Genomic DNA, 26,099 nt, shown 5'->3' with positions numbered 1-26,099 from the left:
AGGGAAAGGAGGCGCGGATGATCCGAGTGCTCGATGAACAGCAGTCCTCCGAGTTGCTGCGCACCACCACGATCGGCCGCATCGGTTTCGTCCACGACGACCGCGTGCAGATCCTGCCCGTCAACTACGTCGTCTCCGGCCGCGATCTCCTCCTGCGCACCGCACCCGACGGGCTGCTGGCCGAATTGACGCGTGAGCCGGCCGACGTCTCGTTCGAGGTGGACTATCACGACCCTCTCGGCAGCACCGCCTGGAGCGTGCTGCTGCACGGCTCCCTGTCCCGAGTGCCCGAGGAGAAGGCGGCGGGTGCCGGCGCTCGTGTGACCCCGTGGGCCGGGAGCGATCGTGATCTCCCCCTGGCGTTCCACATCGAGCACATCACCGGTCGTGTCGTCCGACGAGACCAGGAGCACGGAGCGACCTGATCGTCAGCTCGCCAGCGCCAGACCCGCGGCGAGCGCGAAGCCCAGCACGGTCGCGAGCCCGGTGGACTCCTTCGCCTTCGACTGCGCCTCGGGGATCATCGAGTCCACGAGCATCACCAGCAGCGCCCCGGCCGCGAAGCCGCTCGCCGCCGACCGGAACTCGTTCCCGGTCATGCTCGCCAGCCCGAATCCCGCGACCGTCGCGAGGGCGCAGAGCACGGCGACCCCGGCCCACAGCAGCAGCACCCGCGACTTCGCCATGCCCCCGTCGAGCAGGTCAGCGGCCGAACCGATCGATTCGGGGAGGTTCGAGACCAGGATGGCGACCACGAGGGCGATGCTGACCGGCTCCCCCGAAGCGAGGCCGATCCCGAGCACGAGCTGTTCCGGGATGCCGTCGAGCAGCGCCCCCACCGCGAGCTGACCTCCGCCCGCCTTCGCCGTGGTCTTCGCGGCACGCGCGTCGAGGATGCGGTCGGCGATGTAGTAGCTGATCGCTCCGGCCGCGACGCCGATCACCAGGGGGATGGGGCCCGCCAGATCGAGCCCCTCCTCCCAGAGCTCGAAGGCGATCGACGCCATCAGCGCGCCCGCACCGAAGCCCAGGACGATACCGAGCCACCGCGGCGGCCACTTCCGGAGCAGCGCGAGCGCCGCGCCGACGAACAGCGGTGCCGCCGCGACCGCACCCCACAGGATCGCTCCACCCATGTCGTACCTCCGTGGGCCCACTCTCCCACCTCGGTGGGCTTCCCCGCCGCTCCGACTTCGGCCAAAACGGAGACGTGTCGTGCGCCCATCGGCGAGTCGCACCTCGACACGCCGCCCCGCGCCCACCGCGCCTCCGTTTTCGCCTCTGGAAGCCCAGGAGAATGCCGCCGAGAGGAAGCACTCCGTTGCCACCATTCGAATAGTACTGTCATGGCATGCGAGCAACCATGGACAAGGCAGGGCGGATAGTGATCCCGGCCGCGCTCCGTGAGCGCGTGGGATTGATCCCCGGCCCGGTCGATCTCCTGCTCGACGGCAACGGCATCCGGATCGAGATCGACGCTCCGGACAACCTCATCGAGAAGGATGGCCGTCTCATCATCACAGGCGGCCCGACACTCACCGTGGACGAGGTCCGGGAGCTCCGACTTGCCGATCAGCGCTGATCTCCTCCTCGACACCAGTGCCGCGATCGCGCTGGTCCATGACCGGAACCCGGCACACGAACGGATGCTCGAACTCACCCGCGGTCGCGTCATCGGGCTCGCCGGGCACGTGGCCGTCGAGACCTACTCGGTGCTGACGCGCATGCCGGGCGCCGCCCGCGTCAGTCCCGGTCGCGCGCAGGAGATCATCGACCGGTCGTTCCCCGCCTCCGCACCGCTTTCGCCGACAACGGCGGCGGCTGCGACCACCACCTTCGCCGAGGCGGGCATCGCAGGGGGCTCGGTGTACGACGGACTCGTGGGCCTGGCCGCACGGGATGCCGCCGTCCCACTACTCACGTGCGACCGTCGCGCCCTGGGCACGTATGCCGCGCTCCGGGTGGAGGTCCTCCTCGCCTGAGGGCGGCATCCCCACCGTCATGCGGGACAGGGCGACACGCCGCCCGCGGATAGACTGGGAGCCATGTCCAAGGTCCTCCAGTCCCTGCCCGTCGGCGAGCGCGTCGGCATCGCCTTCTCCGGAGGACTCGACACCTCCGTCGCCGTCGCGTGGATGCGCGAGAAGGGTGCCGTGCCCTTCACGTACACCGGCGACCTCGGCCAGTACGACGAAGACGACATCGAATCGATCCCCGGCCGCGCGCTGGAGTACGGCGCGGAGGCCTCGCGCCTGATCGACTGCAAGACCGCCCTGGTCGAAGAGGGCTTCGTCGCCCTCTCCTGCGGCGCGTTCCACATCCGCTCCGGCGGCAAGACCTACTTCAACACCACGCCCCTCGGCCGCGCCGTCACCGGCACCATGTTGGTGCGCGCGATGAAGGAGGACGGCGTCGACATCTGGGGCGACGGCTCCACCTACAAGGGCAACGACATCGAGCGGTTCTACCGCTACGGCCTGCTCGCCAATCCGCGTCTGCGCATCTACAAGCCGTGGCTCGACGCCGACTTCGTCACCGAGCTGGGCGGCCGCAAGGAGATGAGCGACTGGTTGGTCGCGCGCGACTTCCCGTACCGCGACTCCGCCGAGAAGGCGTACTCGACCGACGCCAACATCTGGGGCGCGACGCACGAGGCGAAGACGCTCGAGCACCTGGACGTTTCGCTCGAGACCGTCGACCCGATCATGGGCGCGAAGTTCTGGGACCCCTCCGTCGCGATCGAGACCGAAGACGTCACCGTGACCTTCGAGGCCGGCCGTCCGGTCGCGATCAACGGTGTCGAGTACAGCGACCCGGTCGCCCTCGTCATGGAGGCGAACACCATCGGCGGACGCCACGGCCTGGGCATGAGCGACCAGATCGAGAACCGCATCATCGAGGCGAAGTCGCGCGGCATCTACGAGGCTCCGGGCATGTCGCTGCTGTTCATCGCCTACGAGCGCCTGGTCAACGGCATCCTCAACGAAGACACCCTCGCCACGTACCACGAGCAGGGTCGTCGCCTCGGTCGCCTCATGTACGAAGGCCGCTGGTTGGAGCCGCAGTCGCTCATGCTGCGCGAGTCGATCCAGCGCTGGGTCGGCCTCACCATCTCGGGCACCGTGACGATCCGCCTGCGCCGCGGCGACGACTGGACCATCCTCGACACCGTGTCCTCGAACCTCTCCTACGGTCCGGAGAAGCTGTCGATGGAGCGTGTCGGCGATGCCGCCTTCGGCCCGGTCGACCGCATCGGCCAGCTCACCATGCGCAACCTCGACATCGCCGACTCGCGTGCACGCCTGGAGCAGTACGCGGGCCTCGGCCTCGTGGGCGGCGCGACGGGCGAGCTGGTGGGTCGCGTCACGGCCGGCGAGGCGAGCGAGATCACCGGAGCCGTCGAGGGCTCGGTCTCCGAGGCCGATGAGACCCTGGCCGATGCCGTCGACTCCGCCTCCGAGGGTGCGGCCTTCGACTCGGGCACCGACTGACCCCGAGCCTCACCACTCGCACCGGCCCGCGACGCACGCGAGCCTGCCGCGCAGCTGCATGATCCGCCCACGGATGCATGGCTGATCCATCCGGGTCGCTCATTCCTCCGTGGGCGAGTCCTGCCTGCGCGGCATGGACTCTGTGAGCCGACTTCGAATCCGTGCCACTATCTTGCACAATGGTGTGCATGATACGTATTCTGGACTCATGACAACCCGTGCACCCCGTCGCGACGCCGTCGAGAATCGTGCCGTCATCCTGGCCGCCGCGCGTTCGACTCTTGCGGTCGATCCCTATGCCTCGATCGATGTCATCGCGCGCAACGCAGGCCTCTCCCGCCGCACGCTCTACGGACACTTCGACGATCGCGACGCCCTCATCCGTGAGCTCATCTCGACCGGAGCACAGCGCTTCAACGCCATCGCCGCGTCGATCGATGACGAGGACGCCCGGATCACGCTCGCCCGCCTCGCCGCCCGGCTCTGGCACGAAGCCGCGCACGTGCACCTCGCGGCAGCACTCGCGCTCGACGAGACCCACGTGGAACACACCGCGGCGGCACTCGCACCGCTGCGCCGCACCGTCGCCGACCTCGTGCGCCGCGGCCAGGAAGACGGGAGTTTCCGTACCGACCTCTCCACGCCGACGCTGGCACGCTTGATCGAGGAGATGGCACGCACCGTCGTCGCACGCGCGGATACCCCCAGCTCCGAGGCTGCTGACGTCGCGGTGCGGACCGTGCTGAGCATCGCCGGCCTCTCCTGGCGTGAAGCCGACGATCTCCTCACCGCCCACCCCGACATCGCCGTTGCCCCGGCGGAGAGGACGACTCGCGCATGAAGGTCACCCTGCTGGACGTGAGCAAAGGACGTGGCGGTCAGGCACTTCCGCTGACGTCGCTGGAGTTCCACACCGGCGCCGTGCGGTTCGCCCTTTCCGAGACGGAGCAGCGCCCGACCGTGCTCGGGCTGATCGCGAGCGGCCGCATGCGCACCGACACCGGGCGAGTGAGCATCGACGGCTCGGCCGATCCGAAAGCGCTGCGCCGACGCATCGCGCTGGTCGATGCCCCCGATGTGAGCGATCCGCATCCGGACATCACCCTGGCCGGTGTCGTGGGGGAGGAGCTCATGTTCGCCGGCGTCGGCGCCACGCCCCTGCACGCACGGCGCTGGCTGGCGCGGTTGGGCTTCAGCGAGCTCGCTTCGGTCCCCATCGGCAACATCGACCCGGCTGCCCGCGTGCGCATCCTGTGCGAGCTCGCCGTGCTGCGTGAAGGGGTCGAGGGCTTGGTCCTCGTCTCCCCCGACCGTCACGGCGGAAGCCCGGACGGCTGGTGGCGCATCGCCGGGGAGTTCGCCGACCGCGGTTACGCGATGCTCGTGATCGTCGGCGGATCGGCGGCCGTGGCCCTGGAGCGCATGCACGAGTTCGAGGCGATCAACGCCTCCGGTCCCGTCGAGCCGCTTCCCCCGCTCCCCTCCCCCACCCCCGAGGCCGTGGCCGTGGCCAATACGGTGGCCGACACGCCAGATGTCGGACCGAACGACACCGATGGTCCTGCATCTGGCGTGTCGGCGGACACCACGAGCCCCAACGAACCCCCCAACACCACACACCACGAGGACTCCACAGAGAACGGAGGCGGGCGATGAAAGTTCCCGCCATGATCGCTGCCGAACTACGGCGACTGACTGCGAGCAGGATGGGGATCCTCGCCCTGGTCGCCCTGATCTGCGTGCCGATCCTCTACGGCGGGCTGTACCTCTGGGCGAACCAGGATCCGTACGCCAAGTTCCCCGAGGTTCCCGTCGCCCTGGTCGTCGACGACGAGGGCGCCCCCGCCCCCACCACCGGCGCGGAGCCGGCCACCGACGACGAGGTGAACTACGGCGAGGACGTCGCGGAGAATCTCATCGACGGCAACGCCTTCGACTGGCAGCGGATGAGCGCGGACGAGGCGTCCGAGGCACTGCGGACCGGCACGGTGGACTTCACCGTGACCATCCCTGCGGACTTCTCCGCAGCGCTCACCTCAGCCGCCGGGGACGATCCGCATCAGGCGAGGATCGAACTCGAGACGAACGACGCGAACAACTACCTCGCGTCGTCGATGGGCACGCAGGCCGTGGAGAAGATCCGCAGCTCGGTGGCCGAGATGGTCGGCAGCGAGGCCGCAGAGCGGCTGCTCACCGGACTCAGCGAGGTGCGCGACAAGCTCGTCACAGCTACGGACGGGGCGACGCAGCTCGCCGACGGCGCAGGGACCGCCGCGACGGGGAGTTCCACGCTCGCGGACGGCACCGCTCAGCTCGCGGACGGCACGGCACAACTCGCGGCAGGAGCGCAGACCCTCGCGAACGGCGCACAGCAGGTCAGCGCGGGGAACCGTCAGTTGGCGGAGGTCGCCGACCGCGCCGGAGCGGCGGTCCAGCAAGCCACGAACGCACTCCCGCAAGTCCGCACCGACATCACGAACGCCCTGACGGAGCGGGGCTTCACCTCGGAGGAGATCGACCAGGTCCTCGCCACCCTCGACCCGCTGGGCTCACGGCTGCAAGAAGGCAACGCCCAGGTGCAGAGCGCGGTCGGCAAGGTCGACCAGCTCGCCGACGGCGCCGCATCCCTCGCCTCCGGTGCGGCCGATCTCGCCACGGGCGCAGGCACGGTCGCGACCGGAGCCTCTGCCGCGAACAGCGGTGCCGTCCAGCTGCGAGACGGTCTCGCGACACTCGCATCCGGAACGACCGAGCTGCGGGACGGATTGGCCGCCGGCGTCGAGGCGATTCCGTCCTCCACCCCGGAGCTGCGGAGCCTGCAGGCCGACACGATCGCGGACCCCGTGAAGGTGTCGAGCGACAAGGTCGCCTCCGCCGAGGACTACGGCGCCGGACTCGCCCCGTTCTTCGCCGCTCTCTCGGCATGGATCGGCATCTACGCGCTGTTCCTGATCGTGAAGCCGATCTCGCGGCGCGCGATCACGGCCCTGCACTCCCCCATCCGCATCACCCTCGCCGGGTGGCTGACCCCGGCGATGCTGGGCGCCGTGCAGATGCTCGGGCTCATGGGCATCCTGGCCATCACTCTCGGCTTCAGCTTCGACCACCCCCTCGGCACCCTGGGCGTGCTGATGTTCGCCTCGGCCACCTTCGCGGCGATCATCCTCGCCCTCAATGTCTGGCTCGGGTCGGTCGGCCAGTTCCTCGGCCTGGTGCTGATGGTGCTGCAGCTGGTCACCGCCGGAGGGACCTTCCCGTGGCAGACGCTGCCCGGCCCGCTCGCCGCTCTCCACCACGTCCTCCCCCTGGGGTACGTCGTCGACGCGATGCGACAGCTCATGTACGGTGGCGACTACGCGCGCGCCGGATGGGATCTGGCCGTCCTGGGGGCCTGGCTCGCCGGAGCGCTGTTGCTGGCGATGATCGGCGTGACGCGCATGACCCATCGCCGCACCCTGCGCGACCTGCAACCGAGCTTGATCGGCTGACGATCCCGGATAGGATGCGAAGGCGCGACCCTGACACGCGCACTGGGGCTCGACGGGACTGAGTTCCACCTGTCTACCCGAAAGAGTTCTCGACGATGACGACCGATTCGCAGGTTTCCGCCACACGCACGCGCCCCTCGGTGGGCGTCCGGATCGGACGTATCGCGTTCCTGGTGGTGGCCGCGATCGTGGTGGTCGCCGTGGCCGCGGCGTTCTTCGTCACCTGGACGATCCAGCGCTCCTTCCCGCAGACGTCCGGCACGCTGGAGCTGGATGGCCTCGAGTCCGAGGTCACCGTGCAGCGAGATGTGCGCGGAATCCCGACGATCACGGCGGACTCCACGGATGACCTCTTCTACGCCCAGGGTTTCGTGCACGCCCAGGACCGCTTCTTCGAGATGGACTTCCGCCGCCACGTGACCGCTGGTCGGGTCGCCGAGATGTTCGGCGAGTCGCAGGCGGCGACCGATGCGTTCCTGCGCACCCTCGGCTGGCGCGACGTCGCCGAGGCCGAGGTCGAGGCGATGGACGACACCACCCTCGGCTACTACGACGCCTACGCCGAGGGGGTCAACGCCTACCTCGCGTCCCGCTCCGGAGCAGAGCTCTCGCTCGAATATGCAGTTCTCGGCATACAGAATCCCGACTACGCCCCCGAGCCCTGGGAACCCGCCGACTCCGTAGCCTGGCTCAAGGCGATGGCCTGGGATCTCCGGGGCAACATCGAGAACGAGACCGAGCGATCGCTCCTCGCCGCCGATTCGAACGAGGCCGGCGAGACGCCGGCCGATACCAGCGAACTGCTGGCGCAGCTCTACCCTGACTACCCGTTCGATGAGAATCCGGTGATCGTCCCGAAGATCTCCACCGTGCCCGCCCTCGACACCGGTGCGGAGCCCGCCGCCTACACCTCTCCCGGGACCGAGGGACAGATCCAGCAGGCGACCACGACGATCGAGTGGACCGAGACATCGAGCGTCATCGAAGCGGCGAGCGAACTCGTGGGCGATGTGGGCGAGGGAATCGGCTCGAACTCCTGGGTGGTCTCCGGGGACCTCACCGAGAGCGGCATGCCGTTGCTCGCGAACGACCCGCACCTGGGCGCGTCCCTTCCTTCCGTCTGGTACCAGGTGCAGCTCACGTGCTCGACCGTGAACGACGCCTGTCCGTTCGATGTCAGCGGGTTCTCGTTCTCGGGGCTGCCCGGCATCGTGATCGGGCACAACCGACAGGTCGCCTGGGGATTCACGAACCTGACGACGGACGTGACCGACCTGTACGTCGAGCGTGTCGTCGGCGACGAGTACTGGCGCGACGGGGAGCTCGTCCCGCTCGATCAGCGCACCGAGACGATCAAGGTCGCCGGTTCCGACGACATCGAGCTGACGATCCGGTCGACCGTGCACGGGCCGATCATCTCGGGCCTCACGGATGACTTCACGGCGATCGCCGCGGACCCCGCACCGGCCCTCGATGCCGGTGGTGCCACCGCTCCCGTCCCCGGCGCCGGGGACGACGCCGAGTACGCGGTCAGCCTGCGCTGGACCGCCCTCGACCCCGGCACGACGGCGACCGCGATCTTCGCCCTGGGCACCGCGCAGGACTTCGAGGACTTCCGCTACGCGGCATCCCTCTTCGACGTGCCGGCCCAGAACCTCATCTATGCCGACACCGAGGGCAACATCGGCTACCAGACTCCGGGCCGACTCCCGGTCCGCGGCGCGGGCGACGGTTGGATGCCTCAACCCGGATGGGACAGCAGCTACGACTGGACGGGCTACATCCCCTTCGAGGACCTTCCGGTGTCGTACAACCCCAACTCGGGGTACATCGTGACCGCCAACAACGCGATCGTGACGGACGACTACTCCTACTTCCTCTCCCGCGACTGGGACTACGGGTACCGCGCGGCACGCATCGCGCACCTGATCGAACGACGGGCCGCCGCCGCTCCGCTGACCGCCCAAGACATGCGCGACATCCAGATGGACAACGAGATGTGGATCGGCAAGCAGCTCGCGACGGTGATGGGCGACATCCGGGTCAGCGGCTCCGGCCCGGAGGAGGCCGTGGCGCTGCTGGCCACATGGGACGCCCAGAACTCGGCATCCTCGGCCGCGGCCGCCTACGCCAACGTGCTCTGGTCGAACCTCGTGCAGAACATCTTCGCCGACCGTGAGCACCCACTTCCCATCGACGGACAAGGCCGACTCTTCACGGTCGTGGCCGACATGTTCGAGAATCCGTCCGACCCGCTGTGGACCAACGAGAAGCTCGAGGTCGACGGAATGGACTCCATGCTGCAGTTGTCGGCGGAAGAGGCATACGAGGAGCTCGCCGACCTGCAGGGTGAGGACGTGTCGCGGTGGAACTGGGGCGACCTCCACGCGATCACCCTCACCAGTGACACGCTCGGCTCCTCCGGGATCGCGCCGATCGAAGCGCTCTTCAACCGCGGCCCGTTCCCCGTGGGCGGCGGAGCGTCCGTGGTGAACGCGACCGGATGGGCTCTCGGCGTCTCGTACGCCACGACGACGGTGCCCTCGATGCGCATGGTCGTCGACCTGTCGGACTTCGACGCGTCGACCTGGAACCACCTCACAGGCGCGTCCGGCCACGCCTTCCACGCGAACTACACCGACCAGACGGAGGACTGGGCCGCGGGCGTGCAGACCCCCTGGGCCTTCTCCGAGAAGGCTGTCACAGCGGCCACCGTCGACACCCTGATACTGACCCCGGCCGGCTGACATTCGCCTGCGGCGGAGGGCGCGGGGGCACAGGGCGCTGGGCTAGCGTAGGTGGGTGCCATCCAGCTACCTCGCCCCGAAGGGCACCCCCGCCACGCTCCTGGAGTTCGAACACGGAGGTGCGACCCTCATCGCCGAGACGTTCGGGGAGGGCCCTCACACCTACCTGCTCCTGCACGGCATCGGCATGGGCCGTAGCGTCTACCTCGACATCGTGCAGCGCCTCGAGGGGCGTGTGATCGCGCTCGACCTCCCCGGATTCGGCGAAGCGCCCGAGCCGACGCGGACCCTCACCATGGAGCGGCACGCCGACCTGGTCGCGGCCTACCTGGAGCACGCGGGGGCGGGTCCGGTCATCGTGATCGGCCACTCGATGGGAAGTCAGATCGCGGCCGAGCTCGCGGCGCGGCATCCCTCTCTCGTCGAGGGTGCCGTGCTCGCCGGCCCCACCGTGAACAAGGCGGCCCGCAATGTCGCCTCCCAAGCGCGGTACCTGCTGCTCGACCTGATCGGTGAGCGGCCGTTGGTCCTCTGGCGCGGGGCCAGGGAGTACCTGCGCGGAGGACCGCACCTGATCCGGAAGATGCGCGCGACCATCGTCCACGAACCCGAAGACGCGTTCGTCCGTATCGAGTGCCCCGTGCTGGTGCTTCGCGGGGAGAGCGACCCCCTGGCGCCGCTGAGCTGGTGCCGCGAGATCCTCGACGCCATTCCCGGGGCCGCTCTCGAAGTCATCCCCGACCACGGTCACGGAACCCTGATCAGCGACTCCGAGCCCGCGGCCCGGCTGATCCACGAGTTCGCCGCCCGTCTCTGACCCCTCACCCGTCGTCGGCGTTCACAACTCCTCAAGTTCGGTGCAGCCTGCCGCATCTGAACGCTGCGCAGCTGGATTTCGCTCACTTCTTGAGGAGTTGTGCACGCGCACCGTTCCGGAAGTGCGGGCCCAGGCTCCGAATGACGGCGTCGACTGTCTCGCGCAGGGCGGAATCCCTGCGCAAGATGTCTGAGGCAAGGGGACGGATGGTGATGTACCCCTTCGTCGCGGCAGCCAGATCGCGCCGACGATCGTCGACCTGTTTCTCCCAGCCCTCGTGGAACTCCTTGCTGTCGCACTCGATGATGAGCCACCCTTCGACAAGGAAGTCCACCCGTCCCACACCGTCGATGACCACCTGGGTCTCGTACGTGACTCCCAGTGCACGCAGGAGGAGCCTCATGAACGTCTCCGGTCCCGACTCCGCCGACGAATCGACCAGGGCGAGAAGCGGCCGATAGCGCTTGGGCAACCACTCGAAGACGCGCAGGACCTCGTCCCACGACATCAGACCGTGGTGCATGATGCTGTCGAGCGTCGCGACGGCCGCACGCGGTTGCTGACACCGGACCGCCTGTGCCACCGCATCGGCGAGCGCTGCCGCGTGCAGCGGTTCGGGGTCGCCTGACCATGTGTTCCAGTGGAGGAGCGTGTGCTTCGACTGAGGTCGTCGCACCCGAGAGGATCCTGGTCGCACATGCACATGCAGGACATCTCGCAGATGGACGAAGACCCCGATCTCGACGAGAAGCGAGACGCACGACAGGCGCCCTCCGATCCGTACAGCTTCGGCCACCGCGGCAGACACCGGTTCGATGGCGTACCGGTCTCGCCGCAGTCGCCGAAGCCGACCGCTGTCGATGGCGCGAGTGATGTCGCGCGAGGTCATTCCCGACGCCGTCAGGTCGGCGCGCGAGAAGACGGTAGCGGCGTAGAACTGGGCAGCGCGTTGGCGGATGGTCATGTGGCGCATCCGGGAAGCCTGACGGATCGGCGCGAAGGGCGGGGCCGGTTTCACGGGATGGGGATGTTCTTTCCCGATGCCGTCGCTGGGGAGGAACAGTCAGGGCCGCGGTGACGGCAGTCTCGCCGTTCACAACTCCTCAACAGCATGACGGTTCAGCAGGAACTACGGCGAATCCGACCCCTCTGAGCTCGGATCTAGGGAGTTATGATCACGAACCGCTTCTCAGCCCCGGTGTCGCGACCCTGGGCGGAGGATCAGCCGGCAGCGGGTGGGGTCTGCTTCGACTCGGCGAGCTCGTCCACGACGAGGCCGCGCTGCTCGATGGTGCCGTTGCGATAGGCCTGCCGTCCGACCATGTGCGCCGAGAGCGGAGCGGTCGCGAACTGCATCAGCACGACGGGAGCGACCAGCACCAACCCGAGCAGGATGCCGCCGACCGACCGCTGCGACAGCGCGATGGCGATGCAGATGAGGAGGAGCCCGAGCACCTGCGGCTTGGTGGCCGCGTGCAGACGGGAGGGCACGTCCCGGAAGTGCAGCAGTCCGACCGCTGCGGACAGGCACAGCACGGCGCCGAGCAGGATGAGCACCAGGACCGCCACGTCGATGACGGCATCCGGGATCATGAGACCGAACACGTTCATGGTGTCGTGTTGTCCCTTCTCGCGACGAACCGGGCGACCGCGATCGACCCGAACACTCCGATGGCCGCGATGATGAGGAGGACCGGGATGTTCCGGGTGTGCCCGTTGATCGCCATCTCCGCACCGATCACGCACATCACCTCGGTGAGGAGCACGTCGGAGGCGACGGCGCGGTCGAGGATCGACGGCCCGCGCACGATCCGGACCAGGGCGAGGATCGCGGCGAGGCCGAAGACGACCATGATCAGCAGCAGCAGGATGTTCATCGGACACCGCCCTTCGCTCCGAGTCCGGCACGCTCGTCGGCCCTGAGTGCACGGTACTGCGCGGGGTCGCCGAGCGCACGCACGATCCTGCGCTCCCACCGGAGCACGCCGGCGCGCTGCTTCTCCACATCGTCCATGGTCCGGACGCCGATCACGTGGAGGTAGAGGATCCGCCGGTCACGGTCGGTCTCCACGACCAGCGATCCGGGGATCAGAGACGACACCACGGCGACGTGCGTCATCACCAGGTCATCCGCGTAGCGCAACGGCACCGCGATGATCGCCGTGCCCGGTTGCCGACGGAAGTCGAACACCTGGACCGTGACCGAGAGCGCTCCGTTGAGCACGGCGAAGAGGAACTGCACGATGAAGAGCGCCGCGTACCAGAGGTTGACGCGGCCGGAGAGGGCGACGGTCGGCAGCCGGAACACGCGGGTGACGAAGATCGCGACGATCAGCCCCGTCAGGAAGGACAGCACGGTGAACTGCGCCCACAGCAGCATCCAGAGCACGACGAGCCACGCCAGGAAGGGCAGCTGCACGCGGAGGTCGCGCCAGAGGTGCCGTCGGGTGTCAGGCGCCATCAGCCCACCTCCTCTTCCAGCTGCACCAGGCTCACGGGTTGCAGCAGGGCGGCACCGATACGGTCGCAGAGCGCATAGAGCGGACCGGCGAAGACGGTGAGGGCGAGGGTGACCGCGACCATCCCCCCGGTCGCGACGGTCATGATCTTCGGGATGCGGCGACGCTCCTGCTGCTCATCGGCTGCCGGGGCGTTGCCGAGGTAGGAGATGCGTCCCTCGGTCTCCGTGGAGTCCTCCTCCTCCCGCCAGAACGCGAGGTTCCAGGCACGCATGAGGGCGTACAGCGTGAGCAGCGAGGTGATGATGCCACCGAAGATCAGCACAAGCATGAGCGGTGTGCCAACGGATGCCGCGGCCTCGAACAGCGCGAATTTGCCGATGAACCCCGAGAACGGGGGAAGGCCGCCGAGGTTGATCGCCGGCACGAAGTAGAGCACGGCGATCACGGGCGCGACCTTCAGGAGTCCCTTCACCCGCAGGATCGATGTGCTCCCCGCTCGACGTTCCACGAGACCGACCGCGAGGAACAGCGTCGTCTGCACGACGATGTGGTGGACGATGTAGTACACGGTCGCACCGATCGCTGCCGGGGTCGCTATCGCGAGACCGAAGATCATATAGCCGACATGGCTGACCAGGGTAAACGACAGGATTCGTTTGAGTTCCGCCTGCGCGACCGCACCGAGCACTCCGACGATCATGGTCGCGAGAGCGATGATGAGCAGCAGGGTGTCGATGCTGTTCGAGGCGAAGAGCTGCGTCTCGGTACGGATCAGCGCATACACGCCGACCTTGGTCAACAGCCCTGCGAACACCGCCGTGACCGGCGCGGGTGCGGTCGGGTACGAGTCCGGCAACCAGAAGGACACCGGGAAGATCGCCGCCTTGATGCCGAAGGCCACCACCAGCATCAGGTGCAGCACCAGTTGCGTCTCCTGCGGGAGCTCCGACATCCGCTCGGCGATCTGCGCCATGTTGACCGTGCCGAGCGCACCGTAGATCATCGCGATCGACGCCAGGAACAGGATCGACGACACCAGCGAGACGACGATGTAGACCGCACCCGTGCGGATCCGGGACTCCGTGCTGCCGAGCGTGATCAGCACGTACGAGGCGACGAGCAGGATCTCGAAGCCGACATAGAGATTGAAGAGGTCGCCCGCGATGAAGGCGTTGAAGATGCCTGCCGCGAGGATCAGGTACGACGGGTTGAAGATCGAGATCGGCGTCTCATCGGTACCGTCGGCGGCGCCCTGGCCGATCGAGAAGAGCAGGACCGCGACCAGCACGACGCTCGAGATGAGCACGAGGAGCGCAGCCAGGCGGTCGACGTAGAGCACGATGCCGAACGGCACCGGCCAGCCGCCGACGGAGACCGCGAGCGGTTCGCCGCCGTCCACCACCACGAGGAGGACGGCGGCGATCACGGAGACCGCGGCGAGCGTGGCCACGGTGACGACGACCTGGAGCCGCGGGTTCCGGCCGAACACGAGCGTGACGGCGGCTCCCAGGAGTGGCAGGGCGACCAGGAGCGGGACGAGGGCGGTCATGGCCTGCCCTCCTCGTTCTCTCCGCGGTCGTGACGTTCGTCGTGGTCTGTTTGTCCGCCCCAGTCGGTGGGTGCGTCGAACGGAGCGTCATCGTGGATGGCGGAGTGATCGCGCATGTGGAGCACCGTGATCGGCGATGTCTGCACGCCCACGAAGTCCGTGGTCGCCTCGTCGTCGTCCGTCTCGGACTCGTCGTCCATGAGGTCTTCGTCGGCGTCGGTGCGCTCGCGCAGCGCGATGTCCGCCTCGTCATCCTCGACCGTGTCGGCCTGGCCGAGCTGCCAGGAGCGATAGATGAGGGCGAGGAGGAAGGCCGAGACCGCGAAAGTGATCACGATGGCGGTGAGAGTGAGCGCCTGCGGGAGCGGATCGCTGATCTCGCCCTCGGTGCCGAAGAACGGGGCGTTGCCCGGCACCCCCATCACGATCAGGAGCAGCAGGTTCGTCGCGTTGCCGAGCAGCAGGAAGCCGATCAGCACGCGGGTCAGGCTGCGCTCCAGCATCGCGTACACGCCGCAGGCGAAGAGCACCGCCATGATGATGATCAGGGTGAGCGAGACGTCCATCAGCGGGTCCTCCCCTCACGGGAGAGGAAACCTTCGGGACCCGGCGTGGACCGGAGGGCCGCCTGCCGGTCCACCTCGGCACCGAGACTGCGCAGCACATCGAGGACCAGGCCGATCACGACCAGGTACACGCCCACGTCGAAGATCGTCGAGGTGACGAACTCCATGTGCCCGATCCCGGGGATCTCCCATTCCCAGAAGGTGCTGGTCAACGGTGCAAGGCCGAAGAAGAGCGGCACGACCGCGGTGCCGACGGCCAGGATCAGCCCGGTGCCCAGAAGCCGTCCGGCGTCGGTGGGGGCCGCGGCACCGAGTTCCCACCGGCCACCGGCGATGTAGCGCATGACGAGGGCCATACCGGCGACGAGCCCGCCCGCGAAGCCGCCACCCGGAAGATTGTGACCGGAGAACAGCAGGAAGATCGACACCACGATGATCGTGTGGAACAGGATCCGGACGATCACCTCGAGCAGGATCGAACGGTTCTCGGGTTTCATCCGCTGTCCGCCGACGAGCCAGGCGCGCGGACTGCTCTCGTTCTCGGAGGTCTGGAAGCGGATGCCCTCGGTCGTCTCGACGAGCGGACGGCTGCGGGCAGCCTTGCGGGTGGCCCTGGGCAGGTTCTTGGTGCCGGCCAGCAGGTCGGCACGGTGCGTGACGAACACGAGCGAGGCCACACCCGTCGCGGCCAGCACGAGCACCGAGAGCTCGCCCATCGTGTCCCAGCCGCGCAGGTCGACCAGCGCCACATTGACGACGTTCTTCCCGTGGCCGATCTCGTAGGCGATCTCGGGGAAGATCTCCGAGATCGGGTCGGCGATCCGGGACTGGGTCGCCACGACGGCGATGAAGGCCATCGTCACGCCGACGCCGATCGCGAGGAGCGCGCGCGGAACCCGTCCGACGGAGGCGTTGTGCTCGCCCATCCGCGCAGGGAGGCGCCGGAGCACGAGCGCGAACGTGACCATGGTGACGGTCTCGATGAGGATCTGAGTGAGCGCGAGATCGGGGGCACCGCTCGTGGCGAAGAGGACCACCATTCCCAATCCGGTGACCGACACCAGGACCACACCCGTGTAGCGCTTGCGCGCACGAACGGCGAAGACGCCGGCGGCCGCCATGATCGGGGCCACCACGAGCTGCGCGGGCGTGTGCCAGGCGGACAGGTTGTAGCGATCGATGTCACTCGCGACGAGCGCGGTCACCTCCGCGGAGACGAAGACCACGAAGATCGTGCCCACATACACGGGGAGCGATCCCCTCTGGGTCAGGGTGGTGCTCAGGACCGACAGCCGGTCGACGCCGCGCATGACGAAGTAGTACACGTCCGCCGCCGTGAAGCGCAGGAAGCGGGCCTTGCGATCCCAGCCGGTCCTGCGGCTGAGGAGGAAGATCCCGATGCCGAACAGGATCGACAGGATCGAGATGCCCAGCGCGGGTTCGAGGCCGTGCCAGAGTGCGAGGTGCCCCGGGCCCTCGACGGCTGCTCCCGCATGGTCGAGCCCCGGGCTCGCAGTGAGCGCGTAGCCCTGCAGCGCGACATCGAGCGCAGGGGCGCCGATGCCTGCGGCGAGGGTGACCCCGGCGAGGATGATCGGCGCCGAGAGGAAGCCCACCGGGGGGTCGGGCCAGACGGTGTCCGGAAGCCGCCGACCCTGCTCGTCACGCTTCTTCCAGAACGCCCCCCAGAGGAAGCGTGCCCCATATGCCGCAGTGAGCATGGACCCGAGGACGACCCCGATGAGCGCGACCAGGCCCCACGGGGATCCTCCGAGAGCATCGTCGAGGAGAGCGGTGAGGGTCGATTCCTTCGCGACGAATCCGATGGTCGGAGCGATGCCGACCATCGAGGCGATGGAGATGAATGCCGCCGTAGCCATGACCGGCGCCTGCCGTCCGACACCGGAGAGTTCTGTGATGTCTCGTGTGGACAGCTGGCGGTCGATGACTCCGACGATCAGGAACAGTGCCGACTTGAACAGCGCGTGCCCGATGACCAGGGCGAGTCCCGCAAGCGCCGCCGCCTGGGTGCCGTAGCCGACGACCACGGCGAAGAAGCCGAGCTGGCTGACCGTGCCGAACGCGAGGATGCGCTTGAGGTCGGTCTCGCGCAACGCCTGGATTCCACCGATCAGCATCGTCAGGATTCCGAGGGTGATGACGAGAGGGCGCCACGGAGCGCTGAACGCGAAGATCGGGGCGAACCGGGCGATCAGGTAGATGCCGGCTTTCACCATCGCCGCCGCATGCAGATAAGCGCTGACCGGAGTGGGAGCGGCCATCGCGCCGGGAAGCCAGAAGTGGAACGGGAACAGCGCCGACTTGCTGATCGCTCCGACCAGCAGCATGACGATCGCCGCGTCCACGATCGGTCCGGTCGGCGCGATCTCGAGGATCTCGCGGATGCTCGACGTTCCGGTGTCGACGACCAGCAGCACGACTCCGACGAACATCACGAGTCCGCCGAGCGTGGTCACCAGAAGTGCCTGGAGCGCTGCGCGTCGACTCGCGGCTCGACGCCGGTAGTGACCGATGAGGAGGTAGGAGAGGATGCTCGTCAGTTCCCAGAACATGACCAGCATCACGAGGTCGTCGGTGAGGACCAGGCCGTACATCGCCCCGGCGAAGCCGAGCAGCACCCCGGCGAACTGCCCGATGCCCGCGGTGTCGTCGTGGAAGTACCACCGACAGTAGAGCAGCACGAGGGCACCCACGCCGGTGACGATCAACGTCAGCACCCAGCCGAGCACGTCCATGTTCATGGACAGGTTGAGTCCGAGTTGCGGGATCCACGCGACCGACTCGAACGGGACCGGACCGTCGAGTACCTGTGGCGTCATGACGAGCGCATGCACGAAGGCGGCGGCCGGGACGAGGGCTGCGATCGCGAACGCCTGAGCCCCGAGCCAGCGCACCAGAACGGGCATCAACAGCGACCCGAGGAGGAACACGGCGAGGAGCGTCAGCATATACGCGGCTCCCTCGGGGGTCGTCGGCCCCCAGCTCTCGCGGGGGTCTCGCATCCAGTTTACCGGCGCCAGGGGCCCCGCGCGGTTCTCCGTCTGCACGAACGTGCAAGAGTGGTCGCATGCGGGCGTGGGTGCGGGAGCTGGCTGGAGGGGTCGGCGCCCTCGCGCTGGCGCTGATCACCGCCGCGCAGGTCGCCTCGACGGCGCGTTCGGAGTTGTTGTTCCGCGACGGGGATTCCCTGGTCGTCGCCATGTTCGCGCGCTCCATCCTCTCCGGACAGCTGATGGACTGGGCGATGTCGAGCGTGCTCTTCCTCCCCGAGACCGCGGTGTTCGTCGGCCTCGACGCGACCCTGCCGTTCGCCGTGGAAGGTCTGCTGGCTGCGAACGCCCTGGTGAACCTGCTCGCCCTGTACGGAGCGATCCGTGTGGTCGCGGGGCGTCGGACCGACCGTTCGGCTCCCGTGACGTGGTCCTTGCTGAGCCTCGCCGCGTTCTGCCTGCTCGCCCTCACCGAAGTGTCGGCGTCTCGCGATGCGCTCGAGCTCGCGTCCCTGTCATTGACGACGACGTACTACGCGGCGACGGTCGTCGCCGTCGTGCTCTCGGTCGGACTGGTCCGGCGCGTGCTGGACCGGGAGGCGGGCAGCCCCGTCCCTCTGATCGCCCTCGGGGTCACGTCTCTCGTATCGACCCTGTCGAATCCTCTGTATGCGGTGTGGGCGACGGCTCCGCTCGCCCTGCTGCTCCTCGTCCTCTTGATCCGGAGCACGCAGAGGGGCCGGGTCGGGACTCTGTTCGCTGTCGTCCTCGGCGGCACGACGCTCGGGGTCTTCGGGCGCATTCCACTAGCGGCATGGATCGCCAACACGGGGGCCGGCTACGTGCAGCCGGAGCGGTGGGCCGAGTCGCTGGAGTATTACGGCGCGCTGCTGACCGATCGCCTGTCCGCGCCCACCGGGATGATCGCCGGGCTCATCGTCCTCGCCCTCCTCGTGCTCGCGGGCTTCCGCACGGCACGAGCCTCAGAAGTCGGCGCCCGTTTCGTCGCCACGAGCGCCTGGCTCATGCCGGTCCTCGTCGCCGTCGGCGCGATCGCGGTCGGCACCCACGCCGCCCGTTACCTGCAACCTCTCGCGTTCGCCCCCGTGCTCGCGCTCGTCGCGTCGCCTCGCATCGTGCGGATGAGCCCACGGGCTCGCAGGACCTTCGCCGCAGCGACCATCGCGCTGCTGGTGGCGGGCGGCGCGGTGAGTGCACCTCGACTCTCCGCCGCCGCGCAGGTCGCCGACCCGGACCTGGCCTGCGTGACCGACTGGGTCGACGCCTCGGGCCGCACCGGCGCCGGACAGTTCTGGACCGTTCGCCTCCCGAAACTGCAGCTGCAGGACCCCGCCCGACTCGTGCAGGTGGATCACGAGCTGCGGGGCTATGCCTGGCTGGTGAACCGTCATGACTTCGACGCCGGCGAGGTGTCCTTCCTCGTCGAGGACGCGCAGACGGTGCCGTGGAGCCTGCCGGTGCCTGCCGTTCCCGAAGACGTGGTCGACTGCGGCCGCTATCGCATTCTCGACTTCGGTGAGACCGCGCTTCCGCTGGGACCGCAGCACAGCTGATCCGCGCCTGGTCAGCGCGGGGCTGGACCCGTGGTCGTGCCGGCGTGGAAGCGACAGGTGAGATGTTGCGTCACACCGGGCTCGCCCCGGAGCATGCGCGCGATCTGCTCCCCCGCTGCCCGCCCCTTCTCGACCGCCGGCTGCACACTGGTCGTGAGCCTGAGGTCTCCGAGACCGTCGAGCGCGATCCCGTCGAAGCCGGCGACGGAGAGGTCCTCCGGCACCCGGAGCCCCGCTTCCTCCGCGGCGCGGATCACGCCCACCGCGAGCAGGTCGCTCTGCGCGAGCACGGCTGTCGGCCGGGTGGCCGGATCGGCGAGGAGCATGCGTCCCACCAGCACGCCTTCGTCGATGAGGCTTCCGGCCGCAGATATCGCGAGCGCATCGGGGAAGACCTCGCGCGTCCCTGCGAGCCGATGGATCGTGACGTCGACGGTGGCGTTCGCGAGCCGGTCGGGCGTGATCGCTGTCCGTTCGCGGTCGGTGTCGAGGGGAAGCGTGACGACAGCGACATCGCGGTGGCCGAGCTCCCGCACATGGCGCGCGATATCGGCGGAGGCTGCCGCGTTGTCCAACGTGATGCGCGGGATCGACTCGCCCGCGTCCCCCTCGATCACGACCACGGGAAGACCCCGCCCCACGACGATCTCGAGTGAGGACCTGGTGCGCCCCGAGCAGCCGATCAGCACGACCGCGTCCACGGGAGCATCGGCGATGCCCGCCCCTTCTTCCCCGGGCTCATCGCGCATCAGCAGGATCCCGGCGCTGAGCTCGGCCAGCCCGTCCGTGAGTCCGTCCATCATGGCGGTCGTGACCGGGTCGAGGAAGGCTGCACGGAGATGACCTTCGAGCACGACGGCGACGATGCCGCTGCGCCCTCGACGTAAGGAGGCTGCGCGAGGATCGGGGCCGGTGTACCCGAGCTCGGCTGCCGCGGCGAGCACCCGCTCCCGAGTGGCGGGGGCCACCTTCGCCTTGCCGCTGAAGACGACCGAGGCGGTGGACGTCGCCACACCCGCCTCGCGTGCGACGTCGGCGATCGTGGGCCGGCGCGGCGTCTCCTGACTGCTCATACTTCGAGGATAGCTCGCTTCGCTTCCCGATGGTCGAATCGATTCGATAGGCTGTGCGGCATGGATGCAGCCCTCACCCGATCGCAGTTCGTCCGCTGGCGCGCCGCGATCTTCGCCGTCTTCCTGGCGAGCGGCCTCTCGATCGCGACCTGGGCGTCGCGTGTGCCCGGGATCAAACAGGCACTCGATCTCGACAACGCGCAGGTCGGGCTGATCCTGCTCGGCATGGGCGTCGCCTCGATCGTCGGCATCTCGACAGGCCCCGCCGTGATGGCGCGCACGGGCGCACGCCGGGGGATGCTGCTGACGATGCTGACCTTCGCCACCGGCATCGTGCTCGTCGGACTCGGGGCGAACGTCTTCGGCTCCGTCACGCTGGTCCTGATCGGCATGGCGCTGTTCGGCTTCGGCAACGGCTCGGTGGACGTGATGATGAACGTCGAGGCGACCGCGATCGAGCAGCAGATGGGTCGCACGATCCTTCCCGTGTTCCATGCGTTCTTCAGCTTCGGCACCGTGATCGGCGCCGGGATCGGCGCGCTGGCCGCCCAACTCCGGATCGACGTCGCCACGCACGCCACCGTCATGGGCGTGCTGATCGCCGTCATCGCCGTGGCCTGCTTCTTCCAGGTGCCGGCGCGCGAAGCGACCCTCGATCCGACGAATCACGAGAAGCCCCCGTTCCGCGCACGGATGCACACCGCATTGGAGGCGTGGCGCGAGTCACGGACGTATCTCCTCGGCATGGTGATGCTCGGGATGTCGTTCGCCGAAGGCGGTGCGAACGACTGGATCGCGCTCGGCACCGAGCAGGGCCACGGCTTCGCGGAGGGCACGGGCGCGGTCTCCCTCGCGGTGTTCTCCATCGGGATGACGTCGGTGCGGCTGTTCGGAGGACCGCTGGTCGACCGGTTCGGGCGTGTCACGGTGCTGCGCATCCTCGCGGTCGCCGCGGCGTCGGGCATCCTGCTGTTCATCCTCGCGCCGACGTTCCCTCTCGTGCTCGTGGGCGCGGCACTGTGGGGAGTCGGCGCGTCGCTCGGCTTCCCGCTCGGAATGTCCGCGGCGGCAGACGATCCCGCCAAGGCCGCCGCACGGGTGAGCGCCGCGGCGACGATCGGCTACGTCGCCTTCCTGGGCGGCCCGCCCGTCCTCGGGGTCATCAGCGAGCACATCGGCCTGTTGAACACGCTGTTCATCCTGGTCGCGCTCGTCGTGCTGTCGGGGCTGTTCTCCGGTGCCGCTCGTCCGCTCCGAGACGACGAGAAGTCACCGGTCGCGCGCAGGGACCAGGGCTGAGGCTCAGGCCTCCCACCCGCGCACCAGGGCGGCCGCGTGGGAACGGCTGCGCGCGCCGAGTTTCGTGAGCACGTTCGACACGTGCGTCTTGACGGTCGGCACCGAGATACACAGTCGCACCGCGAGCTGAGCGTTCGACCACCCGTGGAGGATGCCGTCGAGCACCTGCTGCTCACGCGAGGTCAGGTCGTACTGAGCCTGTCCGGCCGGCGCCGGCGTGTCCGCGCTCCCGGCGACCGCGGCGAGCGCTCTTCTAGTCACCCGCGGATCCAGCGCCCCCTCCCCCGCAGCGACAGAGCGCACGGCCTGGACGAGAGTCGGCGCGTCGACGGTCTTGAGGAGGAAGCCCACGGCACCGGCACGGATCGCCCCGATCACGAGCTCGTCCTCGTCGAAGCTCGTCAGGACCAGGACGTCTCCGAAGCCGCGCTCGACGATCTCCCGGGTCGCGGAGATCCCGTCGCGACCCGGCATCCTCAGGTCCATGAGCACCACATCGGGGCGCAACGCTGCTGCGTTGCGGACGGCAACGTCGCCATCCGCCGCCTCCCCGACCACGGTGACCCCGTGCGCCTCGAGCATGATGCGCAGGCCGGCTCTGATCGCCCCGTGGTCATCGGCCAGCATGACGGTCGGGGCCGTCATGCTCGTACCTCGACCGGGATCCTGCCTTCGACGGACCATCCGTCCGCGACCCGGCCGGCTGAGAAGTCACCGCCGAGCGCCCCGACACGCTCCCGCAGCAGTTGCAGTCCCCATCCCTCATCGCCGTGCGTTGCTGCGGCACTGGCGATCCCTCCTCGCGAGCGCACCACGACGCGGACTCCGGCGTCGTCCCCTTCGATCGTGATATCGACCTCGGCGCCGCTCGCGTGTCGGATGCAGTTCGTCAGGGCCTCACGCACGATGCGGACGACGGCCTGCTCCGGGCCCGCACCGAGGTCGGGAAGATCGGCGGAGGCGAATCGGACGACCAATCCCGTCCGTTCCGCCTCCTGCACGATTCCTGCAAGATCGGACCAGCGCGGCGTCGGAGTGAGACTTCCGTTTCCGCGGCGCAGGACCGAGATCATGGTCCGCAGAGCACCGTGAGCATCGAGGCCTGCATCGCGGACGGCCTGAAGCGCATCCCGGTCCGTCGTGCGGTCGGGTTCCATCGACAGCGCTGCCTCGGCACGGATCGCCATCGCCATGACATGACCGGCGACGACGTCGTGCAGCTCCCGTGCCATCGTCTCCCGTTCCCGTTGCACGGCCTCGACGCGGTCCCTCTCGGCGACCGCAGCGGCGTCCTCTGCGCGCTGGCGGTGCAGTTCTGCGAGCTCATGGGCTTGGGAAACGGCGACGGCCCACCAGTAGTCCGTGCCGAAGATCGCGCCGAACTGCACGCCGATGAGGAACGCGACGGGGAATCGCACGTCGGTGAAGAACCAGGCTGCCAGGAAGAGGAAGACCGTCGACACCCCCAACAGCACGAGCAGCACGCGGCGCCCCTGCGGTCCTGCGAGGAACGCCGCCGTCCACAGCACGTCCAGCAGCACGACGAGGGTGCCGAGGCCGCCGACGGTGAGCAGATCGATCACGAAGAGCACCGTGACCAGGACGAGCGCCGTCATCGGCATCCGCCTCTTGACGAGCGCGAGCGCGCAGGCGGGCAGCGCGAGCACCAGAGCCCACCAGGGTGAGACCGGCTCGGGAAGCATCGAGAATGGCCCCCAGATGCCGCGGAATCCGAGCGCGGCCATCACGATCGCGAGAACGGCCATGCCGACCGGATCGGCCCACCAGCGGTGACGGCGATACCAGGTGCCGAATCCACCGTCGACCTGCTCGTGCATGCCCTCATGCAATCACGCTGCGCTCGCCGACGCATCCGTCGAAGGGATGAAGAGCGCGTGGAGATCGGTACTTTCGCCCGATCCATCGCGGCTCCACTTCAGCGAGCGTGAAGGCATGGAACTTTTCGGTGGGCTGCCGCTGCCCCTTTCCCTCGCGATTCTGGCTTTGATCGACGGGTTGAGCGTCGGCACCCTCCTCATCCCGGTCTTCCTCCTCCTGCATCCGGGGCGCATCCGTGCCGGGCGCATTCTGCTCTACCTCGCGACGATCGCCACGTTCTATCTGCTCGTCGGCCTCCTGTTCCTGTGGGGACTGGTGAACCTCGTCGACGTCGCCTCGGCCTTCCTCGCGTCTCCGGCCGGACTCATCCTCCGTCTCCTGGTGGGAGGCGGGCTCCTGATCACTGCCTTCGTGATGCCGACGGGCGAGAAGACGACGAAGAACCGTTCCACCGAGAGGATCGCTCGACAGAGCGTGCCCGCAGCGCAGGAGGAGCCCGGCGGCCGGTCGCCGATGACACCCGACCCACCCACCACGACGACCACGGCCGGCACCCGCCCCGGACGCATCACGCGGTGGAGGGACCGTCTGCTCGATCCGCGCACTCGTGGAACCGCCGTGATGGCGGTGGCGATCGCCGCAGGCGTCGTGGAGATCGCCACGATGCTCCCGTACATCGTCGCGATGACGATGCTCGCGGACGCCGGGATCGACACCCCACTTCGTGTGATGTCGCTCGCCGGATACTGCGTACTGATGATCCTGCCCGCGATCATCCTGCTCCTGCTCCGCCTCGTCGCCGCGCCCCTGGTGCAGCGACCGCTCGAACGCTTCGCCGCGTGGATGCAGCGCACGGGCGCCGAGAACACCGCCTGGATCATCGGCATCATCGGATTCCTGATCGCGCGCTCCGCCGCCACCGAGCTCGGGCTCTTCTAGTCGATCGACTCGTTCGCGGCCTGTGTCGCCGGAGGTGCGACGAGGCACCTTCCCGACGAAGTAGGCTCGACGGGTGCGTCTCGTCATCGCCCGCTGCTCGGTCGACTACACCGGTCGACTCAACGCCCATCTCCCGCTCGCCACGCGTCTGCTCGTGCACAAAGGAGACGGGAGTCTGCTCGTGCACTCCGACGGCGGAAGCTATAAGCCGCTGAACTGGATGAGTCCGCCGTGCTCGCTGTCGAGCGAGGTTCCCGGCGAAGAAGAAGCGAGTGCCGGCGTCGTCGAGGTGTGGCGCGTCACGCACAAGAAGACCGGCGACGCGCTGCGCGTGCAGATCTACGAGATCATCCACGACACGTCGCACGAGCTGGGTGTCGATCCCGGACTGCAGAAAGACGGCGTCGAGGCCGACCTGCAGCGGCTCCTCGCCGAGCAGGTCGAACGTATTTCCGAGGGCGCGACGCTGGTGCGGCGCGAGTACCCCACGGCGATCGGACCGGTCGACCTTCTGGTGCGCGATGCGGACGGGGCCGCGATCGCCGTCGAGATCAAACGACGCGGCGACATCGACGGCGTGGAGCAGCTGACCCGCTACCTCGAGCTGCTGGGCCGCGACCCCCACCTCTCCCCCGTCCAGGGCGTCTTCGCCGCGCAGGAGATCAAACCGCAGGCACGTGTTCTCGCCGAGGACCGGGGCATCCGCTGCCTGGTGCTCGACTACGACGACATGAAGGGCATCGAGTCGGGCATCCCCCGCCTGTTCTGAGACGTCCCGGTCAGCGCGCGGCGATGAGCCGCGGCGGCGGTCCCTCCAGCCGTGCGATCGCGATCTTCACCTCGAAGACCTCCTGCTCGATGCGTGTGAACCGCGCGTCCACTGCCGCGAACCGCGCGTCCATGCGACTGATCATCCAGCCGAATCCGCTGATGGTGGCCACCAGAGTCGTCGCCCCGGTCGCCAAGATCGTGATGATTTCCATCGACACGTACATGCCCCCATTCTTGCCCGTGTAACAGCCATTGTCACGACCTTATATGGGGACATTTCTTATCCACATAAGGTGTGCACAAGATGCTTGCGTGCACACCTGTGCAGGAAGGACGGTCATCCTCCCGCGGCACCCTAGGTGTTCTTCCCATGGACGTTGTGGACGCGGTCGATGGGTGAGAGGCCTCCGAGAGCGGTATGGGGTCGGTGGTGATTGTAGCCGTGGATCCAGGTCTGGTAGACGGCCGATCGC

Annotated in this window: 26 protein-coding genes; 13 read left to right on the top strand and 13 right to left on the bottom strand. The window is 68.3% G+C overall.

The genetic code is table 11. The features are described 5' to 3' along the window. The first annotated feature begins 17 nt into the window (after positions 1-17). On the top strand, positions 18-425 hold the full coding sequence (locus LC041_RS12780; protein WP_226533468.1) for a pyridoxamine 5'-phosphate oxidase family protein: 408 nt from the start codon (positions 18-20) through the stop codon (positions 423-425). 3 nt (positions 426-428) lie between these two features. Here the strand turns inward: LC041_RS12780 and LC041_RS12775 are convergent, their stop codons facing one another. Further along, the gene (locus tag LC041_RS12775) at positions 429-1,136 is read right to left on the bottom strand and encodes a ZIP family metal transporter (protein ID WP_226533467.1); all 708 of its coding nucleotides are present in this window, start codon (positions 1,134-1,136) and stop codon (positions 429-431) included. A gap of 215 nt (positions 1,137-1,351) precedes the next feature. On the opposite strand from LC041_RS12775, the gene LC041_RS12770 reads away from it, so the two are divergent. The 8 genes from LC041_RS12770 to LC041_RS12735 all read left to right on the top strand — a co-directional run bounded on the left by LC041_RS12770 (position 1,352) and on the right by LC041_RS12735 (position 10,543). Beyond that, a complete protein-coding gene (locus LC041_RS12770; protein ID WP_226533466.1) occupies positions 1,352-1,582 on the top strand; it encodes an AbrB/MazE/SpoVT family DNA-binding domain-containing protein in 231 nt (76 codons plus the stop codon). Continuing rightward, entirely contained in the window at positions 1,566-1,982 is a 417-nt protein-coding gene (locus tag LC041_RS12765; RefSeq protein WP_226533465.1) for a PIN domain-containing protein, read from the top strand. The genes LC041_RS12770 and LC041_RS12765 overlap by 17 nt, the downstream gene beginning before the upstream one ends. Positions 1,983-2,045: 63 nt before the next feature. Next, positions 2,046-3,491, top strand: a complete 1,446-nt coding sequence (gene argG / locus LC041_RS12760) for an argininosuccinate synthase (RefSeq protein ID WP_226533464.1) — start codon at positions 2,046-2,048, stop codon at positions 3,489-3,491. A gap of 208 nt (positions 3,492-3,699) precedes the next feature. Then, on the top strand, positions 3,700-4,332 hold the full coding sequence (locus LC041_RS12755; RefSeq protein WP_226533463.1) for a TetR/AcrR family transcriptional regulator: 633 nt from the start codon (positions 3,700-3,702) through the stop codon (positions 4,330-4,332). 17 nt (positions 4,333-4,349) lie between these two features. Beyond that, positions 4,350-5,147 carry a hypothetical protein gene (locus LC041_RS12750; protein WP_226533462.1) on the top strand — a complete coding sequence of 266 codons (798 nt, stop codon included), beginning with the start codon at positions 4,350-4,352 and terminating at the stop codon, positions 5,145-5,147. Continuing rightward, positions 5,144-6,979 (top strand): YhgE/Pip family protein, encoded by a 1,836-nt coding sequence (locus LC041_RS12745; protein ID WP_226533461.1) that lies wholly within the window; start codon positions 5,144-5,146, stop codon positions 6,977-6,979. Before LC041_RS12750 ends, LC041_RS12745 begins: the two co-directional genes overlap by 4 nt. A 95-nt stretch (positions 6,980-7,074) precedes the next feature. Beyond that, positions 7,075-9,726: a penicillin acylase family protein gene (locus LC041_RS12740; protein WP_226533460.1), complete on the top strand. Its 2,652-nt coding sequence runs from the start codon at positions 7,075-7,077 to the stop codon at positions 9,724-9,726. A gap of 55 nt (positions 9,727-9,781) precedes the next feature. Then, positions 9,782-10,543 (top strand): alpha/beta fold hydrolase, encoded by a 762-nt coding sequence (locus LC041_RS12735; RefSeq protein WP_226533459.1) that lies wholly within the window; start codon positions 9,782-9,784, stop codon positions 10,541-10,543. Positions 10,544-10,625: 82 nt separating this feature from the next. Here LC041_RS12735 and LC041_RS12730 read toward each other — a convergent pair whose 3' ends face one another. The 7 genes from LC041_RS12730 to LC041_RS12700 all read right to left on the bottom strand — a co-directional run bounded on the left by LC041_RS12730 (position 10,626) and on the right by LC041_RS12700 (position 18,089). After that, entirely contained in the window at positions 10,626-11,507 is an 882-nt protein-coding gene (locus LC041_RS12730) for an endonuclease domain-containing protein (RefSeq protein WP_226533458.1), read from the bottom strand. 257 nt (positions 11,508-11,764) lie between these two features. Next, positions 11,765-12,154 carry a monovalent cation/H(+) antiporter subunit G gene (gene mnhG / locus LC041_RS12725; protein ID WP_226533457.1) on the bottom strand — a complete coding sequence of 130 codons (390 nt, stop codon included), beginning with the start codon at positions 12,152-12,154 and terminating at the stop codon, positions 11,765-11,767. Further along, entirely contained in the window at positions 12,151-12,420 is a 270-nt protein-coding gene (locus tag LC041_RS12720; RefSeq protein ID WP_226533456.1) for a monovalent cation/H+ antiporter complex subunit F, read from the bottom strand. The genes mnhG and LC041_RS12720 overlap by 4 nt, the downstream gene beginning before the upstream one ends. Then, positions 12,417-13,004, bottom strand: a complete 588-nt coding sequence (locus tag LC041_RS12715; RefSeq protein WP_226533455.1) for a Na+/H+ antiporter subunit E — start codon at positions 13,002-13,004, stop codon at positions 12,417-12,419. Before LC041_RS12715 ends, LC041_RS12720 begins: the two co-directional genes overlap by 4 nt. Further along, positions 13,004-14,554 (bottom strand): Na+/H+ antiporter subunit D, encoded by a 1,551-nt coding sequence (locus LC041_RS12710; RefSeq protein WP_226533454.1) that lies wholly within the window; start codon positions 14,552-14,554, stop codon positions 13,004-13,006. The genes LC041_RS12715 and LC041_RS12710 overlap by 1 nt, the downstream gene beginning before the upstream one ends. After that, positions 14,551-15,120, bottom strand: a complete 570-nt coding sequence (locus tag LC041_RS12705; protein ID WP_226533453.1) for a Na(+)/H(+) antiporter subunit C — start codon at positions 15,118-15,120, stop codon at positions 14,551-14,553. The genes LC041_RS12710 and LC041_RS12705 overlap by 4 nt, the downstream gene beginning before the upstream one ends. Then, the gene (locus LC041_RS12700) at positions 15,120-18,089 is read right to left on the bottom strand and encodes a Na+/H+ antiporter subunit A (RefSeq protein ID WP_226533831.1); all 2,970 of its coding nucleotides are present in this window, start codon (positions 18,087-18,089) and stop codon (positions 15,120-15,122) included. The genes LC041_RS12705 and LC041_RS12700 overlap by 1 nt, the downstream gene beginning before the upstream one ends. A gap of 119 nt (positions 18,090-18,208) precedes the next feature. On the opposite strand from LC041_RS12700, the gene LC041_RS12695 reads away from it, so the two are divergent. After that, complete coding sequence (locus tag LC041_RS12695) at positions 18,209-19,705, top strand: hypothetical protein (RefSeq protein WP_226533452.1); 1,497 nt, start codon at positions 18,209-18,211, stop codon at positions 19,703-19,705. 11 nt (positions 19,706-19,716) lie between these two features. Here the strand turns inward: LC041_RS12695 and LC041_RS12690 are convergent, their stop codons facing one another. Continuing rightward, positions 19,717-20,778, bottom strand: coding sequence for a LacI family DNA-binding transcriptional regulator (locus LC041_RS12690; RefSeq protein WP_226533451.1), 1,062 nt, complete (start codon positions 20,776-20,778; stop codon positions 19,717-19,719). 60 nt (positions 20,779-20,838) lie between these two features. On the opposite strand from LC041_RS12690, the gene LC041_RS12685 reads away from it, so the two are divergent. Continuing rightward, complete coding sequence (locus LC041_RS12685) at positions 20,839-22,077, top strand: MFS transporter (RefSeq protein ID WP_226533450.1); 1,239 nt, start codon at positions 20,839-20,841, stop codon at positions 22,075-22,077. A 3-nt stretch (positions 22,078-22,080) separates the two neighbouring features. Here LC041_RS12685 and LC041_RS12680 read toward each other — a convergent pair whose 3' ends face one another. Continuing rightward, a complete protein-coding gene (locus LC041_RS12680; RefSeq protein ID WP_226533449.1) occupies positions 22,081-22,722 on the bottom strand; it encodes a response regulator in 642 nt (213 codons plus the stop codon). Next, positions 22,719-23,915 carry a sensor histidine kinase gene (locus LC041_RS12675; protein ID WP_226533448.1) on the bottom strand — a complete coding sequence of 399 codons (1,197 nt, stop codon included), beginning with the start codon at positions 23,913-23,915 and terminating at the stop codon, positions 22,719-22,721. Before LC041_RS12675 ends, LC041_RS12680 begins: the two co-directional genes overlap by 4 nt. Before the next feature lie 115 nt (positions 23,916-24,030). Between LC041_RS12675 and LC041_RS12670 the strand changes: the two genes are divergently transcribed. Together LC041_RS12670 and nucS are read left to right on the top strand one after the other, a co-directional pair. Then, positions 24,031-24,855, top strand: a complete 825-nt coding sequence (locus LC041_RS12670) for a GAP family protein (protein WP_226533447.1) — start codon at positions 24,031-24,033, stop codon at positions 24,853-24,855. Between the two features lie 73 nt (positions 24,856-24,928). Further along, positions 24,929-25,624, top strand: a complete 696-nt coding sequence (gene nucS / locus LC041_RS12665) for an endonuclease NucS (RefSeq protein WP_047522024.1) — start codon at positions 24,929-24,931, stop codon at positions 25,622-25,624. 10 nt (positions 25,625-25,634) lie between these two features. On the opposite strand, the gene LC041_RS12660 is transcribed toward nucS, so the two are convergent. Both LC041_RS12660 and LC041_RS12655 read right to left on the bottom strand, forming a co-directional pair. Continuing rightward, positions 25,635-25,850 carry a hypothetical protein gene (locus LC041_RS12660; RefSeq protein ID WP_226533446.1) on the bottom strand — a complete coding sequence of 72 codons (216 nt, stop codon included), beginning with the start codon at positions 25,848-25,850 and terminating at the stop codon, positions 25,635-25,637. 131 nt (positions 25,851-25,981) lie between these two features. Then, a partial coding sequence (locus LC041_RS12655) for an integrase core domain-containing protein (RefSeq protein WP_226532800.1) occupies positions 25,982-26,099 on the bottom strand: 118 nt, incomplete at its 5' end.

The sequence above is a fragment of the Microbacterium paraoxydans genome (genome assembly GCF_020524545.1).
GTDB classification, from domain to species: Bacteria; Actinomycetota; Actinomycetes; order Actinomycetales; family Microbacteriaceae; genus Microbacterium; species Microbacterium paraoxydans_C.
Note: the sequence above shows the minus strand (reverse complement) of the source record. Positions and strands in the feature narration are given on the sequence as shown.

What these genes read in the sequence shown, in the direction of transcription:
- LC041_RS12710 (WP_226533454.1), bottom strand. Translation starts at nt 14,554, where the DNA reads ATGACCGCCCTCGTCCCGCTCCTGGTCGCCCTGCCACTCCTGGGAGCC.
- LC041_RS12775 (WP_226533467.1), bottom strand. Translation starts at nt 1,136, where the DNA reads ATGGGTGGAGCGATCCTGTGGGGTGCGGTCGCGGCGGCACCGCTGTTC.
- LC041_RS12715 (WP_226533455.1), bottom strand. Translation starts at nt 13,004, where the DNA reads ATGGCGCCTGACACCCGACGGCACCTCTGGCGCGACCTCCGCGTGCAG.
- LC041_RS12745 (WP_226533461.1), top strand. Translation starts at nt 5,144, where the DNA reads ATGAAAGTTCCCGCCATGATCGCTGCCGAACTACGGCGACTGACTGCG.
- LC041_RS12700 (WP_226533831.1), bottom strand. Translation starts at nt 18,089, where the DNA reads ATGCTGACGCTCCTCGCCGTGTTCCTCCTCGGGTCGCTGTTGATGCCC.
- LC041_RS12660 (WP_226533446.1), bottom strand. Translation starts at nt 25,850, where the DNA reads ATGTACGTGTCGATGGAAATCATCACGATCTTGGCGACCGGGGCGACG.
- LC041_RS12730 (WP_226533458.1), bottom strand. Translation starts at nt 11,507, where the DNA reads ATGACCATCCGCCAACGCGCTGCCCAGTTCTACGCCGCTACCGTCTTC.
- LC041_RS12755 (WP_226533463.1), top strand. Translation starts at nt 3,700, where the DNA reads ATGACAACCCGTGCACCCCGTCGCGACGCCGTCGAGAATCGTGCCGTC.
- LC041_RS12740 (WP_226533460.1), top strand. Translation starts at nt 7,075, where the DNA reads ATGACGACCGATTCGCAGGTTTCCGCCACACGCACGCGCCCCTCGGTG.
- LC041_RS12780 (WP_226533468.1), top strand. Translation starts at nt 18, where the DNA reads ATGATCCGAGTGCTCGATGAACAGCAGTCCTCCGAGTTGCTGCGCACC.
- LC041_RS12690 (WP_226533451.1), bottom strand. Translation starts at nt 20,778, where the DNA reads ATGAGCAGTCAGGAGACGCCGCGCCGGCCCACGATCGCCGACGTCGCA.
- argG (WP_226533464.1), top strand. Translation starts at nt 2,046, where the DNA reads ATGTCCAAGGTCCTCCAGTCCCTGCCCGTCGGCGAGCGCGTCGGCATC.
- LC041_RS12685 (WP_226533450.1), top strand. Translation starts at nt 20,839, where the DNA reads ATGGATGCAGCCCTCACCCGATCGCAGTTCGTCCGCTGGCGCGCCGCG.
- LC041_RS12705 (WP_226533453.1), bottom strand. Translation starts at nt 15,120, where the DNA reads ATGGACGTCTCGCTCACCCTGATCATCATCATGGCGGTGCTCTTCGCC.
- LC041_RS12680 (WP_226533449.1), bottom strand. Translation starts at nt 22,722, where the DNA reads ATGACGGCCCCGACCGTCATGCTGGCCGATGACCACGGGGCGATCAGA.
- LC041_RS12675 (WP_226533448.1), bottom strand. Translation starts at nt 23,915, where the DNA reads ATGCACGAGCAGGTCGACGGTGGATTCGGCACCTGGTATCGCCGTCAC.
- LC041_RS12720 (WP_226533456.1), bottom strand. Translation starts at nt 12,420, where the DNA reads ATGAACATCCTGCTGCTGCTGATCATGGTCGTCTTCGGCCTCGCCGCG.
- LC041_RS12770 (WP_226533466.1), top strand. Translation starts at nt 1,352, where the DNA reads ATGCGAGCAACCATGGACAAGGCAGGGCGGATAGTGATCCCGGCCGCG.
- LC041_RS12695 (WP_226533452.1), top strand. Translation starts at nt 18,209, where the DNA reads ATGCGGGCGTGGGTGCGGGAGCTGGCTGGAGGGGTCGGCGCCCTCGCG.
- LC041_RS12670 (WP_226533447.1), top strand. Translation starts at nt 24,031, where the DNA reads ATGGAACTTTTCGGTGGGCTGCCGCTGCCCCTTTCCCTCGCGATTCTG.
- mnhG (WP_226533457.1), bottom strand. Translation starts at nt 12,154, where the DNA reads ATGAACGTGTTCGGTCTCATGATCCCGGATGCCGTCATCGACGTGGCG.